The sequence below is a fragment of the Limnohabitans sp. genome (genome assembly GCF_036804465.1).
Classification (GTDB): domain Bacteria; phylum Pseudomonadota; class Gammaproteobacteria; order Burkholderiales; family Burkholderiaceae_C; genus Limnohabitans.
Genome location: NZ_DAIRSK010000001.1, coordinates 175,426 through 192,514, shown reverse-complemented (window position 1 = coordinate 192,514; position 17,089 = coordinate 175,426). Strand labels below are relative to the sequence as shown.

Here is a 17,089-nt window from a genome sequence, read left to right as displayed (position 1 = left end):
GGCTGAGTAGGGGAGGGGCTGCCTAAAAGAGGAAGAGCAGCAAATATTGGAATAAAAAAACCAGCGTCAAGCCACCGCATCCGCAGGCTGGCGCTGCAACATCGCCAAAGTGCTGGCAATGGTTTTGCGCAGTTCGCGGCGGTCGCAAATCATGTCGATGGCGCCTTTTTCTTGCAAGAACTCGGCGCGTTGGAAGCCTGCAGGCAGGGTCACGCGCACGGTGCTTTCAATCACGCGGGGGCCGGCAAAGCCAATCAGGGCGTTGGGCTCGGCGATGACGATGTCACCCACAAACGCAAAACCTGCCGACACGCCGCCCATGGTGGGGTCGGTCAACACGGCGATGTAGGGCAAGCCTTTTTTGGCCAAGCGGGTGAGCGAGGCGTTGGTTTTGGCCATTTGCATCAGCGAGAGCAAGCCCTCTTGCATACGCGCGCCGCCGGTGGCGGTGAAGCAGATGAACGGCACTTTTTGTTCGATGGCAGCGTGCACACCGCGCACAAAGCGCTCGCCCACGACCGAGCCCATCGAGCCACCCATGAAGTCGAATTCAAAACAGGCCACCACCACATTGATGTTGTGGACCGCGCCGCCCATGACCACCAAGGCGTCTGTTTCGCCAGTGTTTTGCATGGCTTCTTTGAGGCGCTCGGGGTACTTGCGGCTGTCTTTGAATTTCAAGGCGTCCACAGGCAGCACTTCTTGACCGATTTCATAGCGGCCTTCGGCGTCGAGGAACATGTCCAAACGGTCGCGCGCGCTCATGCGGTGGTGGTGGCTGCAAGTGGGGCAAACATTTTGGTTGGCTTGCAAGTCGCTTTTGTACAGAACCGTCTCACAGCTGGGGCACTTGACCCAAACACCTTCAGGCACGCTGCGGCGGTCCGAGGGGTCGGTGTGTTGAATTTTTGGGGGCAGCAGTTTTTCGAGCCAACTCATGGTGAGCCTTTCGTCAGTTCTCTTGGAATACTTTGATTTTAACGGGCCAGTTAGGTGTGGCTCAAAAGGCGCTTAAGACGCGCTTGATGCATCCAAAGCGCTGCGAATACCTGTCAAAAACGCATGTGCAGCCGCCACTTCCTGGCCAGCTGGGGCGGCTTCTAACAATTGAATGATGCGGCTGCCAATCACCACCGCATCGGCCACGCGGCCCACAGCAGTTGCGGTGGCCGCGTCGCGAATGCCAAAGCCCACGCCCACGGGAATGTGCACATGCTGGCGAATGCGCGGGAGCATGGCCTCCACGGCGTCGGTGTCGAGGTTGCCTGCGCCGGTCACGCCCTTGAGCGAGACGTAATACACATAGCCGCTGGCAATGCGAGCCACTTGCGCCATGCGTTGGTCGGTGCTGGTGGGTGCGAGCAAGAAGATCAAGTCCATGTGGTGCGCATGCAGGGTGGCGGCGAACTCTTCGCATTCTTCGGGGGGGTAGTCCACCACCAGTACGCCGTCCACGCCAGCAGCCGACGCGTCTTTGACAAATGAGTCTGCACCGTGCTTGAGGTTGTAGCATTCCACAGGGTTGGCGTAGCCCATCAGCACCACGGGGGTGGTGGTGTTGGTTTGGCGGAACTCGCGCACCATATCCAGCACTTGGGTGGTGCCAACGCCAAAACGCAGGGCGGCTTCACCTGCTTTTTGAATCACGGCGCCGTCGGCCATGGGGTCGCTGAACGGAACGCCCAGCTCAATGATGTCTGCACCCGCATCCACCATGCCGTGCATGAGTGCTGGCGTGATGTGGGCTTGTGGAAAGCCTGCCATCACATAAGGAATGAGGGCTTTGCGGCCTTGGGTCTTGAGGTTTTTAAGCGTAGGTTCGATGCGGCTCATTTCACAACTTTCATGATGTGTTCGGCAGGGCCACCTTTGACCGATTGGCCTTGGCAGCTGGGGCGGCAGAAAAAGTCTGCGCCGCTCAGATCGGCCACGGTGCCAATGTCTTTGTCGCCACGGCCCGAGAGGTTGATCAAGATGGACTGTTCGGGCTTCATGGTTTTGGCCAGCTTCATGGCGTAGGCCACGGCATGGCTCGATTCCAGCGCAGGGATGAGGCCCTCGGTGCGACAGAGGTAATGAAAGGCGTCCAGCGCCTCGGTGTCGGTGATGCCCACGTACTCGGCGCGGCCAATGTCTTTGAGGAACGCGTGTTCAGGGCCCACGCCAGGGTAGTCGAGGCCAGCGCTCACGCTGTGCGTTTCTGTGATTTGGCCGTTTTCATCTTGCAAGATGTAGGTGCGGTTGCCGTGCAACACGCCGGGTGCACCCATCTGCAACGAGCACGAGTGACGGTCGGTGTGCATGCCTTCGCCTGCGGCTTCGACACCAATCAGGCGCGTGTTGGCATGGTTGATATAAGGGTAGAAGATGCCCATGGCATTGCTGCCGCCGCCCACACAGGCCAGCACCGCATCTGGCTGTTGTTCGGCCATCTGCAAACTCTTGAACATGGCTGGCATTTGCGTGAGGCATTCCTCGCCAATCACGCTTTGAAAATCACGCACCATCATCGGGTAGGGGTGTGGACCAGCCACTGTACCGATGATGTAGAAGGTGTTGTCCACGTTGGCCACCCAGTCGCGCATGGCTTCGTTCAGCGCGTCTTTGAGGGTGCGGCTGCCACTCTCCACGGGTACCACCGTCGCGCCCAGCAGCTTCATGCGGTACACATTGGGACTTTGACGTTTCACGTCTTCTGCACCCATGTAGACCACGCATTCCAGGCCGTAACGAGCACAAATGGTGGCAGTGGCCACGCCATGTTGGCCCGCGCCTGTTTCGGCAATCACGCGCGGCTTGCCCATGCGCTTGGCCAGCATGGCTTGGCCAATGGTGTTGTTGATCTTGTGTGCGCCTGTGTGATTCAAGTCTTCCCGTTTGAAGAAGATTTGCGCCCCGCCCATTTCGCGGCTCATGCGGGCGGCGTGGTAGATGGGTGAGGGGCGGCCCACAAAGTGCGCCAACTCGTTTTTGAATTCGGCGATGAAGGCTGGGTCGTGTTGGTATTTGGCGTAGGCCTCTTTCAGCTCTTCGATGGCGTGGGTCAGGGTTTCGCTGATGAAGCTGCCACCGTAAATGCCAAAGTGGCCGCGTGCATCGGGTTGTTGGTAGTTCGACATAGTTGCCTGCTAAAAATGTGTTGGAAGAACTGCGTTAGCAACAACGCGTCCCCATGTTTCAAACAAAAAAGGGAGAGGGCTTAGAGCGGGTGCTCTGCGTCGGCTGCGCGGACGGCTCTGACGAATTCAACCATCTTGGCCACATCTTTGATGCCTTTGGCCGATTCCACGCCCGAGCTCACGTCAACTGCCAATGAAAGGCCGTGGTGACGCAGCGCGCGAATGCCATCGGTCACGTTGGCAGCGTTGAGTCCACCAGACAAGACGAGGTGAGCGTTGACGTTTAGAGGCAGCTGTGACCAATTGAATGTTTTGCCGCCGCCGCCGTAGCCGTCGACATGGGCGTCGAGCAGCACAGCTTGGGCGTCTGAGTAATCTTGTGCGTATTTTAAGAGGTCAAAGGGTTCTTCGCCCGCTGGGGTTTCTAGCGGGATGCGGGCCGCGCGAATCCAGCGTCGACCCAAGGCACGGGCAATTTTGCGGCAGTGGTCGGGCGTTTCGTCGCCATGAAACTGCAGCCATGCGCCCGGGACTTGGGCTGCCGTGTGTGCGATGGTCTCGGAGGTTTCGTTGACAAACAGCAGCACGGGTGTGACAAAGGTCGGTAGGCGTTTGGCCAATTCGACTGCGCGTTCCACTGAGACTGCACGTGGACTGGGCTCGTACATGACAAAGCCAATCGCGTCCACACCCGCGGCCACCGCATCGGCGACGTCTTGTTCACGGGTGAGTCCACAAATTTTGATACGTGTGCGGTTCATGGCAGCCCATCATACGCAGGGGTTCGGTCGGGCAAATCCCAGTGCGCGTCATAGCGGGGGCCCAAAAAGTACAAACCATCGGGGCTGAAGGTGGGGGCCGCAGCATCGCGATCGCGGGCGGCCAGCACGTCGGCCATCCACTGTGGCGGTTTGTCACCTGTGCCAATTTTGACAAAGCAGCCCATGAGGTTACGAATCATGTGGTGCAAAAAAGCAGTGGCTTCAAACTCAAAGCGCCACACCGCCGAGCCCGCGTTCGTGCTTTTGCGGGTGATGGCAATATGCGTCATGTTTTTGATCGGCGTGAGGGCCTGACAACTGGAGGCGCGAAATGAGGTGAAGTCATGCTCACCCATCACATGCTGTGCAGCTTGTTGCATGGCTTGAAGGTTCAGCGGTCGGTACACCCAGCCCACGCGGCCGAGCTCAACACTGGGGCGCACGGCTGATTCGAGCAACACATAGGCATAACGTCGCGAAATGGCGCTGCTGCGGCAGTGAAATTCGCGCGGCACCTCGCGCGCCCATTGAACCGCAATGTCGAGTGGCAAATAGCGGTTGGTACCGCGCAACCAAGACTGTGGGGTGCGCGCAAGCTCCGTGTCAAAGTGAATGACTTGCATCAGGCCATGCACGCCAGCATCGGTGCGACCTGCACACAACGTGGAGATGGAGGTTTGGGTGAACTTGGCAAGCGCATTTTCTAGCTTGTCCTGTACTGTTTTGCCTGAAGACTGGCTCTGCCAACCTTCGTAGGCTTGGCCGCTGTAGCTCAAGCCCATCGCCATCCGCATGGGGTTTAGCCTCGTTCAGCCAGCCACTGGAGGGCTTTTTCTTTGTCAGCGCCAGAGGCTTCGTTAGCCACCTCTTCCATCAAAGCACGGCTGGTGTGCAGCTGCCCCAAGTTCCACAACTCGTCAGCCAAGTCAATACGCACTTGGTAGGGGCCTGGGTTGCCCATATCGTCCAAGTCCAGAGAAATGTTAGGCATTTCCATCGTGGGGCGAGCAGGGGGTGCGCTGCTGCGGGTGTGTTGTTCCCTTAGGTCATGCTCATCCAGGTCATGTTGTTCATGGTCGTGTGCATGCATGGCCACATCGTGGATGTAGGCGCGTTCAATTGGTTCTTGGCGATCATGCTCTGGCAAGTCCAAATTGAACTTCACATTCAATGGGGGCAAGCCTTGGATGTCGTCTTGTTGCGAACCCACAGCACGACGGCGCCACAGACCCAGCAACACCAACAGCGCAATCAAGGCACCAGCACCCACAGGTGTGAGGCTGTGTTCGCGTAGCTCATTGATCCAATCGTTGCTGGTCTGTGCGGCGCTGGCTGGCACATCTGCAGCGATGACGCCGCCTGCAGATGCAGCATCAGTTGCGCCGGTCACTGTGGCGGCTGCAATTTTGCCAAGTTCGGCAATGTTGCGGCTTAATTCGGCAGCGCGGCTCGCCACATCTTGGGCTTCGCGTTGCTGCGCAATGTTGTCTTCAACGGCGGCTTCTTTGCTGCCGGGTTTGGCCAAAGTCAACTTGTCTTGGTTGGTCTTGGCATTTTTGTTTTGAACTTTGGCGTCGAGCTTGCCAGCAGTGTCGCGGGCCACTTTGGGCACGGTTCCACCCGGGGCGCGAGCTGCCAGTTCGGCTCGGTAGGCGTCAAAGTCTTTGGTTTGAATTTGAATTTCGCGGCGAGCCTCGTCGCGTGAAATAGCTTTGGCCTCTTGCTCGGTGGGCAAGGTCAGCAAAGCGCCCGCTTTCATGCGGTTGACATTGCTGTCCACAAATGCATCTGGGTTGCTGCGTAGCAAAGCCACCAACATTTGATCGAGTGAGACCCCCTCGGGTGTCTTGCTCACTGCCAGTTCACTTGCCGTGTCACCTTTTTTTACTGTGATGGGGCCTGAATTTCCATCCACAGATGTTTGTGAATTGGACGGTTTGGAAGTCGTTGCAGTGGCTGCCAGGCTCGGCATGACAGGGCTGACTTTTTTGCTGGCGCTGGCATCGTCCAAAGATAAATTGAAGTCGCGTAACAAACGCCCTGTTGCCCAGCGCAAATCAATCAGCAAATCGATGGTGTTGCCATTGATCGGCTGTTTGCTGGTAATTTTGAGATATGGTTTTCCGTTGTCACGGCGCAACAGTTGAACCTGAATATCGACAGGCATGCCGTTATTGGCAGGTATTTCGATTTTGGCGGCCTTATAAATCTCTTGACTGGCCAAGTCGGCTTGAAAGTCGACTTGCTCCGTTGGGGAGATGTCACTGATGTCGATTTCGGCGCGCAAAGCTTCGCCCTGCTTGCTTTGCACCACAGGACGGCTCAAAGTGAGCGCCTGCGCACTGCCGAAAACCGACAGGCACAGGGCTGCCCACAAAGCAGTTCTCTGGAACAAACGTGAAGCGTTGCGTGTAGCTTGGGTCATAGCCAGAGATATTACTTTGTTTTATCAAGCTTCTAAAAGGATGCGCAACATTCGTCGCAAGGGCTCGGCGGCCCCCCACAAGAGTTGGTCACCCACGGTAAAGGCACCCAGATAGTCGTTGCCCATGGCCATTTTGTGCAGACGGCCCACGGGCACGGTCATGGTTCCCGTCACAGCTGCAGGGGTGAGGTGGCGTTCGCTGAGTTCACGTTCGTTGGGCACGACTTTGACCCAGTCGTTGGCTTGCGCCAAGATACTTTCGATCTCGTCCATCGGCACGTCTTTTTTCAGCTTGATGGTCAAGCCTTGAGAGTGGCAGCGCATGGCGCCAATGCGCACACACAAACCGTCGATAGGAATCGAGCCCGCAGAGCGGAACGCGGGCTTACCCAAAATCTTGTTGCATTCTGCGCCGCCCTTCCACTCTTCCTTGCTTTGGCCGTGCTCTACAGGCACGTCAATCCAAGGAATCAAGCTGCCAGCCAAGGCCGTGTTGCGAAAGTTTTGGGTGGGAAACGCTGCGCTGCGCATGGTGGCCGACACTTTGCGGTCAATGTCCAAGATGGCAGAGGCGGGGTTGGCCAAGTCGTCTTTCACGGCAGCGTGCAAAGCGCCCATTTGGCTCAGCAACTCGCGCATGTTTTGTGCACCCGCGCCCGAGGCTGCTTGGTAAGTCATGGCGCTGACCCACTCCACCAGATTGTGTTGGAACAAGCCACCCAAGCCCATGAGCATCAAGCTCACGGTGCAATTGCCACCAATCCAATTTTTACCGCCTTGGCCCAGGGCTGTGTCGATGACGTTGCGGTTGACTGGGTCTAAGATTATGACCGCGTCATCCGCCATGCGCAGGCTAGAGGCTGCATCAATCCAGTGGCCGTTCCAGCCCGCTGCGCGAAGTTGGGGGTAGACCTCTTTGGTGTAGTCACCGCCTTGGCAAGTGAGCACGATGTCGCACTTCTTTAAGGCCTCAATGTCGTTGGCATCTTTGAGCGTGGTTTCGTTTTTGGCTTGCGCAGGGGCTTGGCCACCCGCGTTGGAGGTAGAGAAGAAAACGGGCTCAATCAGATCAAAATCATTTTCTTGAACCATGCGGTCGATCAATACCGAGCCGACCATGCCGCGCCAACCGACTAAACCCACTAACTTGCTCATTTTTTAACGCCTTTTCAAATTAAAAACAGTGCCAGACCTGACTGTTTGCCCGGCTCGTCTGGCCGGGAGGCGCACGACGAACCAGAGCTGCTTAGCCCTTTGTGATCGTGGTTTTGATGGTGATCACGCGCGCGCATGCCGCCAGCGTTGCTGGGGATGGTGAGTTCGCAGAGAAACAGCGGGCGTGAATCATGGCCAATATTATATCGGATGGGGCCTTGCGCCTAAATGACCCAATGAAATGATTAGGCCAATCCACACCATGTTTTTGAGCTTTCCCAATTGCTGAGTGTTTGGCTCAAGTCCACACCGTGTCGCATGGCGGTCATCTCGGCCACGATGCTCATGGCGATTTCTGGGGGGGTCAAGGCGCCCAAATTCAAACCCACGGGGCCACGCAATTGGTCGGCCTCGGCTTGCGACACATCAAAGTCCAACAAGCGCTTGCGGCGTTGTGCGTTGTTGTGGCGCGAGCCCAAAGCGCCCACATAAAACGCAGGCGTGCGCAACGCTTCCATGAGAGCCAAGTCATCGAGCTTGGGGTCATGCGTCACCGCCACCACAGCGCTGTTGTGGTCCAGGTTCATGGCCAGCACCAAGTCGTCGGGCATTTGGGTGGACAAGGTCACGCCGGCCAGGGCTTGCCAGCCCTCGTGGTACTCGGCACGCGGCTCGCACACCGTGACTTGGTAATCCAGCATGACGGCCATGGCAGCCAAATAACGCGACAACTGCCCCCCGCCAATGATGAGCAAACGCAAGCGTGGCCCATGCACGGTGGTGAGGCTCTCGCCATCAAACTGCACCTTGTCGCCCTCGGTGGCAGCTTGCATCTTGACCACGCCTGTGGCCATGTCTAGTCGGCGCTCCACCCGCTGGTGCTGCTCAATCAGCACCAACAATTCGCGCAAGTGAGACTGAGGCGACAAAGGCTCGAGCACCACTTGCACTGAGCCGCCACAAGGCAGGCCAAACCGGCGCACCTCTTCAGCCGTTTGACCATAGGTGGTGGTCTCAGGCATGCGCATGGCCAACTCGCCTGCGGCCACCCGGCGAATCAAATCGTCTTCAATGCACCCGCCCGACACCGATCCAGCCACTTGGCCATCGTCGCGAATGATCATCAGCGAGCCCGGTGGTCGCGGCGCTGAACCCCAGGTGCGCACCACGGTGCCCAACACCACACGGTGGCCTTTGTGTTGCCAGTCCAGGGCCGTGCGAATCACGTCAATGTCGATGCTGTTCATGGGAGTGGGTGAAATCAATGGGTATCAATTGGGGCGATGGGGCCAGCGTAATTGGAGGCCTGTGTGCTGCTCTAGTGTTTGTATGTCCTGCGGAGTATCCACATCCCAGCGGTAATGCGGGTTGGTGTTTACCCAGTGGTGGACCTGGTCGGGGTGGCGCTGTTGCCACTGGCGACAGCCAAAGTTACTGTCAGCAGCCAAGATGTGTTGACGCACCTTGGCGCTGAACATCACGGGATTGCCGGGTAATCCGTCCACCAAGGGTTGAACCACTTGCATGCCGCTCGGGCGTTGTGCATAAGCACGCATCAGATCGGCGATATCTTGAGACACGATCAGCGGTTGATCGGCCAAGGCAACCACAACGGCCGAGTGATGGGGTGACAAAGCCCTCAGCCCCACATGCAGTGACGCGTTTTGTCCGTCGTCTGGTTGCGGGTTGAGAACCTGCTTGATCGGCCATTGTGTGATGGCACGCTGAATATCTTGCGCGAAATGCCCCAAGACCACCACCACATCCTCTACCCCAGCGTGCGACAAGGCCATCAGCTGTCGGCAAATCAGTGGCACGCCGTTGAGTTCGAGCAGGCATTTGGGCCGATGCCCCATGCGTGAGGCTGAGCCAGCAGCCAAGACGACCGCACCGACGGTGTTTGGGGCGTTGGGGCCGCGATCGGTCGCCATGTGCATCAGCAAATGGGCTGGGTCAGGTTGTTTTAACCCAAGGCCTTCACCACCGCATCACCCATTTGCGCGGTGCCCACTTTCGTGGTGCCAGCGCTGTAGATATCGCCCGTGCGCAGCCCTTGTGCCAGCACGTGTTGCACGGCTGCTTCGATGCGGTCGGCGGCTGCGGCTTGGTTCAAGCTAAAGCGCAGCATCATGGCGGCGCTCAAAATAGTGGCCAAGGGGTTGGCCACGCCTTTGCCCGCGATGTCAGGGGCACTGCCGTGGCTGGGTTCGTACAGGCCTTGGTTTTTGCTGTTCAACGAGGCGGAAGGCAACATGCCAATCGAGCCCGTGAGCATGGAGGCTTCGTCGCTCAAGATGTCGCCAAACATATTGCCCGTCACCACCACGTCAAAGCGCTTGGGCTCTTTGACCAGTTGCATGGCCGCGTTGTCGACGTACATGTGGTCCAGCGCGATGTCTGGGTACTCATGGCCCACTTCGCTCACCACGTCTTTCCAGAACTGGAAGGTTTCCAGCACGTTGGCTTTGTCCACGCTGGTCACGCGGCCCTCAAAGCCTGCCGCTTTGCGTTTGCGGGCAGCTTGAAAAGCCACATGGGCAATGCGCTCGATCTCGGGCTTGCTGTAGCGCATGGTGTCAAACGCTTCTTCAGCACCGGGAAAGTGGCCGTCCGTGGCCACGCGGCGGCCGCGCGGTTGACCAAAGTAAATGTCGCCTGTGAGCTCGCGGATGATCAAAATGTCCAAGCCCGAAATCAACTCAGGCTTCAAGCTCGAAGCGCCCACCAACTGCTCGTAACAAATAGCTGGGCGAAAGTTAGCAAACAGCCCCATGTTTTTGCGCAAACCCAAAATAGCTTGTTCGGGGCGCAGCGGACGGTCGAGGGTGTCGTATTTCCAGTCGCCCACCGCGCCGAACAACACGGCATCCGCATCCATCGCCAGTTTCAAGGTGGCTTCAGGCAACGGGTGGCCGTGCGCGTCAAACGCGGCGCCGCCCACCAAGGCGGTTTCCATCTCGAACTTCAAGTCAAGCGTGTTCAAAACCTTGACGGCTTCTGCGACGATTTCGGTACCGATGCCATCACCGGGGAGAACTGCAATTTTCATGTGGGCTTTCTAGATTCTTGAACAAGCATTACATCGTGTGCGCCAACCAAGGCTTGGTGGCCAAGCGCTCGGCTTCAAAGGCTTTGATCTTGTCGGACTGGCGCAGGGTCAGGCCAATGTCGTCGAAGCCGTTGAGCAAGCAGTATTTGCGAAAAGCTTGCACTTCAAACGCAATGGTCTCGCCTTGGGGGCGCACGATGACTTGGTTCTCCAAGTCAATCGTCAACTCATAACCAGGGAAGGCGTGTACTTCGTTGAACAACAGGTCGATCGTGGCTTCGGGCAACACGATGGGCAGCAAGCCGTTTTTGAAACAGTTGTTAAAAAAGATGTCGGCAAAGCTCGGTGCAATCACCGCGCGAAAACCGTATTGGTCAATCGCCCAAGGCGCGTGCTCGCGTGACGAGCCACAGCCAAAGTTCTTGCGGGCCAACAACACCGATGCGCCCTCGGGGCGGTACGCACCTGGCAGGTACCGCGGCTGGTTCAGCACAAAGTCAGGGTTGGGTTTGCGGCTGGCGGGATCTTGGCCAGGTTCGCCGTGGTCGAGGTAGCGCCACTCGTCAAACAAGTTGGGACCAAAGCCCGTCTTGCGGATGGACTTCAAAAACTGTTTGGGGATGATGGCGTCGGTGTCGACGTTCTCGCGGTCCATGGGGGCCACGATGCCTTTGTGGAGGGTGAATTTCTGCATATTTTTATCCCTTAACTGGCCGGTTACGCGAACTTGCGCACGTCCACAAAGTGGCCGTGAATCGCGGCGGCAGCCGCCATGGCGGGGCTGACCAAATGGGTGCGACCCCCGTTGCCTTGACGACCTTCAAAGTTGCGGTTGCTGGTGGAGGCACAGCGCTCACCTGGCTCGAGCTTGTCAGCATTCATGGCCAAGCACATGGAGCAGCCTGGCTCGCGCCATTCAAAGCCCGCCGCTTTGAAGATTTCGTGCAAGCCTTCGCTTTCCGCTTGGGCTTTGACCAAGCCAGAGCCAGGCACCACCATGGCCAGCTTGATGTTCTTGGCCACTTTTTGGCCGAGTTTTTTCACTACCGCAGCAGCTTCGCGAATATCTTCGATGCGGCTGTTGGTGCATGAGCCAATGAACACTTTGTCCACAAACAAATCGTTCAGCGCTTTGCCCGGTTGCAGATTCATGTATGTCAAGGCGCGTTCGATGGCGCTGCGCTTGTTGGCGTCTTTTTCTTTGTCGGGGTCGGGCACGATGCCGTTGATGTCCAAGACCATTTCGGGCGAGGTGCCCCAAGTGACTTGCGGCAAGATGTCCTCGGCCTTGAGTTCGACCACCGCGTCAAACTTGGCATCGGCATCGGAGTGCAAGGTTTTCCAATACGCCACGGCGTGGTCCCATTCAATACCTGTTGGTGAGAGCGGACGGCCTTTGACGTACTCGATGGTTTTGTCATCCACCGCCACCAAACCCGCGCGCGCGCCGCCTTCGATGGCCATGTTGCACACCGTCATGCGGCCTTCCATGCTCAGTGCGCGAATGGCAGAGCCTGCGAATTCGATGGTGTAGCCTGTGCCGCCTGCCGTGCCAATCTTGCCAATGATGGCCAGCACCACGTCTTTGCCGGTCACGCCTTTGGCCAAGCTGCCTTCGACTTTGATGAGCATGTTTTTGGCTTTTTTGGCCAACAAGGTTTGGGTGGCCATGACATGCTCGACCTCTGAGGTGCCGATGCCGTGGGCCAGAGCAGCAAACGCACCGTGGGTGGAGGTGTGGCTGTCGCCGCACACCACGGTCATGCCGGGCAGGGTGGCGCCGTTTTCAGGGCCAATCACATGGATGATGCCTTGGCGCTTGGACATGAACGGAAAGAACGCGGCAGAGCCAAACTCGGCTATGTTGGCGTCAAGCGTGGTGATTTGTTCTTTGCTAACGGGATCGGTGATGCCGTCATAGCCCAGCTCCCAGCCGGTGGTGGGGGTGTTGTGGTCGGCGGTGGCCACGATCGAGCTGACACGCCAAACTTTGCGACCCGCTTGGCGAATGCCTTCAAATGCTTGGGGGCTGGTGACTTCGTGCACCAAATGGCGGTCAATGTAGAGGATGGAGGTGCCATCTTCTTCGGTGTGGACGACGTGTTCGTCCCAAATCTTGTCGTAAAGGGTGCGTCCCATGTGTGTTCCTTTGTGCAGCATTTGATTTTATGCGGTCTTGTGCAGCTTGTACTCCGCGTTGGACGTGTCTCGTGTGTGCCGCTGCGTTTGAAGGTGAGTAGCCAGTCTTGGCACAATCTCAGCGCATGATCAGTCCATCCCAAACTCCCCTTCACGGTCTTCGCGTGGTCGAACTCGGCCAACTCATCGCGGGACCTTTTGCTGCCAAAACGCTGGCCGATTTCGGTGCCGACGTGGTGAAGATCGAAACCCCCAAGACAGGCGATCCGTTGCGCAAATGGCGCTTGCTCAAAGACGGCACCTCGGTGTGGTGGCAAGTGCAGTCGCGCAACAAACGCTCGGTGGCACTGGACCTCAAAGACAAAGCCGCACAAGACATCGTGCGCCAACTTGTCAAGGACGCCGATGTATTGATTGAAAACTTTCGCCCCGGCGCCATGGAAGGCTGGGGCTTAGGCCCCGACGACTTGTTGGCCCTCAACCCACGCCTCATCATGTTGCGCATCAGTGGCTACGGGCAAACGGGGCCGTATCGCGACAAGCCTGGCTTTGGTGTGGTGGCCGAGGCCATGAGTGGTTTGCGCCACCTCACCGCCGAGCCAGGCCGCGTGCCCGTGCGCGTGGGGGTGAGCATTGGCGATACCTTGGCGTCGCTGCACGGCGTGATTGGCATATTGACAGCCTTGCACGAGCGCGAGCGAAGTGGGCAAGGCCAAGTGATTGACGTGGCTTTGTACGAGGCGGTGTTCAACTGCATGGAAAGTTTGTTGCCAGAGTACAGCGCGTTTGGTGCAGTACGCGAAGCCGCTGGCAGTGCTTTGCCTGGCATTGCGCCCAGCAACGCGTATCGCTGCCAAGACGAAGGCTATGTGCTGATTGCAGGCAATGGCGACAGTATTTTCAAACGCCTCATGCACACCCTTGGCCGTGACGATTTGGGTGCTGACCCCGCGCTCGCCGACAACGCAGGCCGTGTGCAACGTGTGGCCGAAATTGACGCTGTCATTGCTGCGTGGACGGGGCAAATGACGGTGGCACAAGTGCTTGATGCGCTAGACAAAGCAGCCGTGCCAGCAGGCCGCATTTACACGGTGGCTGATATTGCCGCCGACCCGCACTACCAAGCACGCGGCATGATTCAACAGGTGCAGATGGAGGATGGCACATCGCTGGCAGTGCCTGGCATCATTCCCAAACTCTCCCGCACCCCAGGCAGTCACCGCCGCAACGCACCTGCCATCGGGCAAGACACGGATGCGGTGTTGAGTGAGATCGGTTTAACCGCAGCGCAAATTCAAGCGCTCAAGGACAAAGGCATCGTGGCTTGATGACCCTTGTTGCTAGGGGCATGCCGGCAGCGAAGTTCGAGCCGCTCAGACCTGTTTCATGGCGCCTTTGACTTTGCCGCCACGTTCGATCTCGATCTCTCCGTAAGTCACATCGCCCGTTACTTTGCCACTGCTTCGCACAATCAAGACATTCTTGCTGGTGATCGATTGGTTTAACTCGCCTTTGACATCGATGAAATCGGCCTCTGTGGTGCCAGTGACGACGCCTGCAGCGCCAATCAGCACGTCTTTGGCCACCAACTCACCCTCCACCGTGCCAGAAATAATGGCTTGGTTGGGCGCGTTGATCGAGCCTTTGAAGACCACGCCAGCGCCAATGAAAATGCTTTTGTCTTTGTTGCCTTCGCTCATAAGCTTGTCTTTCTGGAATATGAATGCTTTTGAGTTTATATCGATATTGTCAATTTTTCCAATTAAATACGTCATTTGGCGTATTTGAAGCTATTTATCAGATGAAAATAACAACTATGAAAGTCATCGTCGTTGCCAATCCAAAGGGTGGTGCTGGCAAATCCACCTTGTCCACCAACATCGCAGGTTACTTTGCGTCGCAAGGCCATCAGGTCATGCTGGGCGATGCGGACACCCAGCAGTCCTCCAAATTTTGGCTGACTCAGCGGCCCGACACGCTGCCGCGCATTGCGACTTGGGAGTTTCAGCCTGACTTGGTGCTCACGGCCAAGCCGCCGCGTGGCACCACGCATGTGGTGATTGACACGCCGGGCGGCATCCATGGCTGGCGTTTGCAAGAGGTGATTGAGCGTGCCGACAAAGTGATCGTGCCCGTGATGCCCAGTGTGTTTGACATGCAGGCCACCAACGAATTCTTGAATCAATTGGTGCAAATCACGGCCAAGTTACCCACACAAGTGGGCGTGGTGGGCAACCGCGTGGACACGCGCACCATCTCAGCGGGGAACTTGCGCACTTTCATCGAGTCATTGCAAGTCCCTGTGCTGAGCTATCTGCGTGACACCCAGTACTACTTGCACATGGCGGCGCACGGTTTATCCATGTTTGACGTCACGCCCTCCAAAGTCCAAAAAGATTTAGAACAGTGGGGGCCTATTTGCCACTGGCTTGATCAAGATTGATCAGTGGTTGTCTGTCAACTGGTCAAGAATGGCTGGATTTTCCAAGGTTGAGGTGTCTTGAGTAATCGCCTCGTTCTTGGCCAAGCTGCGCAACAAGCGGCGCATGATCTTGCCAGAGCGGGTCTTGGGCAAGTTGTCACCAAAGCGGATGTCTTTGGGCTTGGCGATGGGGCCAATTTCTTTGCCCACGTGGTCGCGCAAGATTTTGGCAATCGCTTTGGCTTCGTCGCCCACAGGACGCGAGCGCTTTAACACCACAAACGCGCAGATGGCCTCGCCCGTGGTGTCGTCAGGACGGCCCACCACCGCGGCTTCAGCCACCAATTCGGTGCAGCTGACCAAGGCCGATTCAATTTCCATGGTGCCCATGCGGTGGCCCGACACATTCAACACGTCGTCGATTCGGCCGGTGATGGTGAAGTAGCCGGTTTTCTCGTCGCGGATTGCGCCGTCGCCAGCCAAGTAGTATTTGCCCTTGAATTCTTCGGGGTAGTAACTTTTCTTGAAGCGCTCTGGGTCACCCCAAATGGTGCGAATCATGGAAGGCCAGGGACGCTTGACCACCAAGATGCCGCCTTGGCCATTGGGCATGTCATGACCTGCTTCGTCTACCACTGCGGCTTGAATGCCGGGGAAGGGCAAGGTGCAAGAGCCGGGCACCATGGGCGTCACGCCAGGCAGAGGTGTGATCATGTGGCCACCCGTTTCGGTTTGCCAAAAGGTGTCGACCACAGGGCAACGGCTGGCGCCCACGTGTTTGTAATACCACTCCCAAGCAGCAGGGTTGATGGGTTCGCCAACGGAGCCCAACAAGCGCAGGCTCGACAAGTCGTAGCTTTTTGGATGCACCGCATCGTTGGCTTCTGCCGCTTTGATGAGTGAACGGATGGCGGTGGGCGCTGTGTAGAAGATCGAGACTTTGTGGTCTTGAATCATCTTCCAGAAACGGCCAGCGTCTGGGTACGTGGGCACGCCTTCAAACACAATTTCAGTGCCGCCCAAAGCCAAGGGGCCGTAGGTGATGTAGGTGTGGCCAGTGACCCAGCCGATGTCGGCGGTACACCAAAACACGTCGTTGTCCTTCAAGTCGAAGGTCCACTTGGTGGTCAGGGCTGCATGGAGCAAATAGCCGCCGGTGCTGTGTTGCACGCCTTTGGGTTTGCCTGTCGAGCCTGAGGTGTAGAGCAAGAACAAGGGATGCTCAGCGCCTACCCATTCGGGTTCGCAGGTGCTGGCTTGCAGGGCCGCCAAGTCGCCCAACCATTGGTCGCGTCCTGCGACCATGGCCACGTCACCACCGGTGCGCTTGACCACCAACACGTTTTTCACAGAGTCGCAGCCACCCAAGCTCAGGGCTTCGTCGACGATGGCTTTCAAGGGCAGGTGCTTGCCACCGCGCACCTGTTGGTCCGCTGTGATGATGGCCACCGCGCCAGTGTCTTCCACGCGGTCACGCAAAGACTGGGCAGAAAAGCCTCCGAACACAACAGAGTGGGTGGCACCGATACGGGCGCACGCTTGCATGGCGGCCACGCCCTCGATGGACATGGAGATGTAGATCATCACGCGGTCGCCTTTTTTCACGCCGACAGATTTCAGGGCGTTGGCGTATTGGCAAGTCTTGGCCAGCAATTGGCTGTAGGTCGTGCGGGTCACTTCGCCGCCATCGGCTTCAAAGATGATGGCGGTCTTGTCGCCCAAGCCTTTTTCGATGTTGCGGTCCAAGCAGTTGTAAGAGGCGTTCAAGGTGCCGTCTTCGAACCATTTGAAAAAGGGTGCGTTGCTCTCGTCGAGTACTTTCGTGAAGGGGGTCTTCCAGCTCAGCATCTCGCGCGCTTGCTCGGCCCAAAAGCCTTCGTAATCTGTGTCAGCTTGTTTGCACAGCGCTTCGTAAGCGGCCATGCCGGACACGTTGGCTTGTTTAACGAATTCAGCTGATGGCTGGTGAATGGTGATCTCGCTCATGAACCTGTCTCCTCTTGATTGGCAGTATTTGTC

General features: G+C 57.5%; 16 protein-coding genes. 2 read left to right on the top strand and 14 right to left on the bottom strand.

Features of this window, described 5'->3' with window-relative positions; all coding sequences use genetic code 11:
- Window positions 1-66 precede the first annotated feature (66 nt).
- From accD to leuC, 12 genes are all read right to left on the bottom strand, one after another.
- Window positions 67-939 (bottom strand): acetyl-CoA carboxylase, carboxyltransferase subunit beta, encoded by an 873-nt coding sequence (gene accD, locus V7Q41_RS00890; protein WP_333841560.1) that lies wholly within the window; start codon window positions 937-939, stop codon window positions 67-69.
- A gap of 72 nt (window positions 940-1,011) precedes the next feature.
- Entirely contained in the window at window positions 1,012-1,833 is an 822-nt protein-coding gene (gene trpA / locus V7Q41_RS00885; RefSeq protein WP_333841558.1) for a tryptophan synthase subunit alpha, read from the bottom strand.
- Window positions 1,830-3,119 carry a tryptophan synthase subunit beta gene (trpB, locus tag V7Q41_RS00880; protein ID WP_333841555.1) on the bottom strand — a complete coding sequence of 430 codons (1,290 nt, stop codon included), beginning with the start codon at window positions 3,117-3,119 and terminating at the stop codon, window positions 1,830-1,832. The genes trpA and trpB overlap by 4 nt, the downstream gene beginning before the upstream one ends.
- 80 nt (window positions 3,120-3,199) lie before the next feature.
- On the bottom strand, window positions 3,200-3,880 hold the full coding sequence (locus tag V7Q41_RS00875; protein WP_333841553.1) for a phosphoribosylanthranilate isomerase: 681 nt from the start codon (window positions 3,878-3,880) through the stop codon (window positions 3,200-3,202).
- Window positions 3,877-4,674 (bottom strand): tRNA pseudouridine(38-40) synthase TruA, encoded by a 798-nt coding sequence (gene truA, locus V7Q41_RS00870; RefSeq protein WP_333841551.1) that lies wholly within the window; start codon window positions 4,672-4,674, stop codon window positions 3,877-3,879. The genes V7Q41_RS00875 and truA overlap by 4 nt, the downstream gene beginning before the upstream one ends.
- A gap of 5 nt (window positions 4,675-4,679) precedes the next feature.
- Window positions 4,680-6,305 carry a type IV pilus assembly protein FimV gene (locus tag V7Q41_RS00865; protein WP_333841548.1) on the bottom strand — a complete coding sequence of 542 codons (1,626 nt, stop codon included), beginning with the start codon at window positions 6,303-6,305 and terminating at the stop codon, window positions 4,680-4,682.
- A gap of 24 nt (window positions 6,306-6,329) precedes the next feature.
- Entirely contained in the window at window positions 6,330-7,460 is a 1,131-nt protein-coding gene (gene asd, locus V7Q41_RS00860) for an aspartate-semialdehyde dehydrogenase (RefSeq protein WP_333841546.1), read from the bottom strand.
- 245 nt (window positions 7,461-7,705) lie between these two features.
- On the bottom strand, window positions 7,706-8,707 hold the full coding sequence (locus V7Q41_RS00855) for an XdhC family protein (RefSeq protein WP_333841544.1): 1,002 nt from the start codon (window positions 8,705-8,707) through the stop codon (window positions 7,706-7,708).
- Between the two features lie 24 nt (window positions 8,708-8,731).
- Entirely contained in the window at window positions 8,732-9,391 is a 660-nt protein-coding gene (locus V7Q41_RS00850; protein WP_333841542.1) for a nucleotidyltransferase family protein, read from the bottom strand.
- Between the two features lie 32 nt (window positions 9,392-9,423).
- On the bottom strand, window positions 9,424-10,509 hold the full coding sequence (gene leuB / locus V7Q41_RS00845) for a 3-isopropylmalate dehydrogenase (RefSeq protein ID WP_333841539.1): 1,086 nt from the start codon (window positions 10,507-10,509) through the stop codon (window positions 9,424-9,426).
- Between the two features lie 28 nt (window positions 10,510-10,537).
- Entirely contained in the window at window positions 10,538-11,203 is a 666-nt protein-coding gene (gene leuD, locus V7Q41_RS00840) for a 3-isopropylmalate dehydratase small subunit (RefSeq protein ID WP_333841537.1), read from the bottom strand.
- A 23-nt stretch (window positions 11,204-11,226) separates the two neighbouring features.
- Window positions 11,227-12,648, bottom strand: a complete 1,422-nt coding sequence (leuC, locus tag V7Q41_RS00835; RefSeq protein WP_333841535.1) for a 3-isopropylmalate dehydratase large subunit — start codon at window positions 12,646-12,648, stop codon at window positions 11,227-11,229.
- Window positions 12,649-12,773: 125 nt separating this feature from the next.
- Here leuC and V7Q41_RS00830 point away from each other — a divergent pair, with 125 nt between their 5' ends.
- Window positions 12,774-13,976: a CaiB/BaiF CoA transferase family protein gene (locus V7Q41_RS00830; protein WP_333841533.1), complete on the top strand. Its 1,203-nt coding sequence runs from the start codon at window positions 12,774-12,776 to the stop codon at window positions 13,974-13,976.
- A gap of 45 nt (window positions 13,977-14,021) precedes the next feature.
- On the opposite strand, the gene V7Q41_RS00825 is transcribed toward V7Q41_RS00830, so the two are convergent.
- Window positions 14,022-14,348, bottom strand: coding sequence for a bactofilin family protein (locus V7Q41_RS00825; protein ID WP_333841531.1), 327 nt, complete (start codon window positions 14,346-14,348; stop codon window positions 14,022-14,024).
- Between the two features lie 116 nt (window positions 14,349-14,464).
- Here V7Q41_RS00825 and V7Q41_RS00820 point away from each other — a divergent pair, with 116 nt between their 5' ends.
- Complete coding sequence (locus V7Q41_RS00820) at window positions 14,465-15,091, top strand: ParA family protein (protein ID WP_333841529.1); 627 nt, start codon at window positions 14,465-14,467, stop codon at window positions 15,089-15,091.
- Here the strand turns inward: V7Q41_RS00820 and acs are convergent, their stop codons facing one another.
- On the bottom strand, window positions 15,092-17,056 hold the full coding sequence (gene acs, locus V7Q41_RS00815) for an acetate--CoA ligase (protein ID WP_333841527.1): 1,965 nt from the start codon (window positions 17,054-17,056) through the stop codon (window positions 15,092-15,094). It lies immediately after the preceding gene.
- Between the last annotated feature and the right edge of the window lie 33 nt (window positions 17,057-17,089).

Bases quoted from the DNA above. Each gene is read 5' to 3' on its own strand.
- accD (WP_333841560.1), bottom strand. From the start codon at position 939: ATGAGTTGGCTCGAAAAACTGCTGCCCCCAAAAATTCAACACACCGAC.
- asd (WP_333841546.1), bottom strand. From the start codon at position 7,460: ATGAGCAAGTTAGTGGGTTTAGTCGGTTGGCGCGGCATGGTCGGCTCG.
- V7Q41_RS00875 (WP_333841553.1), bottom strand. From the start codon at position 3,880: ATGAACCGCACACGTATCAAAATTTGTGGACTCACCCGTGAACAAGAC.
- trpA (WP_333841558.1), bottom strand. From the start codon at position 1,833: ATGAGCCGCATCGAACCTACGCTTAAAAACCTCAAGACCCAAGGCCGC.
- V7Q41_RS00855 (WP_333841544.1), bottom strand. From the start codon at position 8,707: ATGAACAGCATCGACATTGACGTGATTCGCACGGCCCTGGACTGGCAA.
- leuB (WP_333841539.1), bottom strand. From the start codon at position 10,509: ATGAAAATTGCAGTTCTCCCCGGTGATGGCATCGGTACCGAAATCGTC.
- V7Q41_RS00830 (WP_333841533.1), top strand. From the start codon at position 12,774: ATGATCAGTCCATCCCAAACTCCCCTTCACGGTCTTCGCGTGGTCGAA.
- V7Q41_RS00865 (WP_333841548.1), bottom strand. From the start codon at position 6,305: ATGACCCAAGCTACACGCAACGCTTCACGTTTGTTCCAGAGAACTGCT.
- leuC (WP_333841535.1), bottom strand. From the start codon at position 12,648: ATGGGACGCACCCTTTACGACAAGATTTGGGACGAACACGTCGTCCAC.
- trpB (WP_333841555.1), bottom strand. From the start codon at position 3,119: ATGTCGAACTACCAACAACCCGATGCACGCGGCCACTTTGGCATTTAC.
- V7Q41_RS00825 (WP_333841531.1), bottom strand. From the start codon at position 14,348: ATGAGCGAAGGCAACAAAGACAAAAGCATTTTCATTGGCGCTGGCGTG.
- acs (WP_333841527.1), bottom strand. From the start codon at position 17,056: ATGAGCGAGATCACCATTCACCAGCCATCAGCTGAATTCGTTAAACAA.
- truA (WP_333841551.1), bottom strand. From the start codon at position 4,674: ATGCGGATGGCGATGGGCTTGAGCTACAGCGGCCAAGCCTACGAAGGT.
- V7Q41_RS00820 (WP_333841529.1), top strand. From the start codon at position 14,465: ATGAAAGTCATCGTCGTTGCCAATCCAAAGGGTGGTGCTGGCAAATCC.
- V7Q41_RS00850 (WP_333841542.1), bottom strand. From the start codon at position 9,391: ATGGCGACCGATCGCGGCCCCAACGCCCCAAACACCGTCGGTGCGGTC.
- leuD (WP_333841537.1), bottom strand. From the start codon at position 11,203: ATGCAGAAATTCACCCTCCACAAAGGCATCGTGGCCCCCATGGACCGC.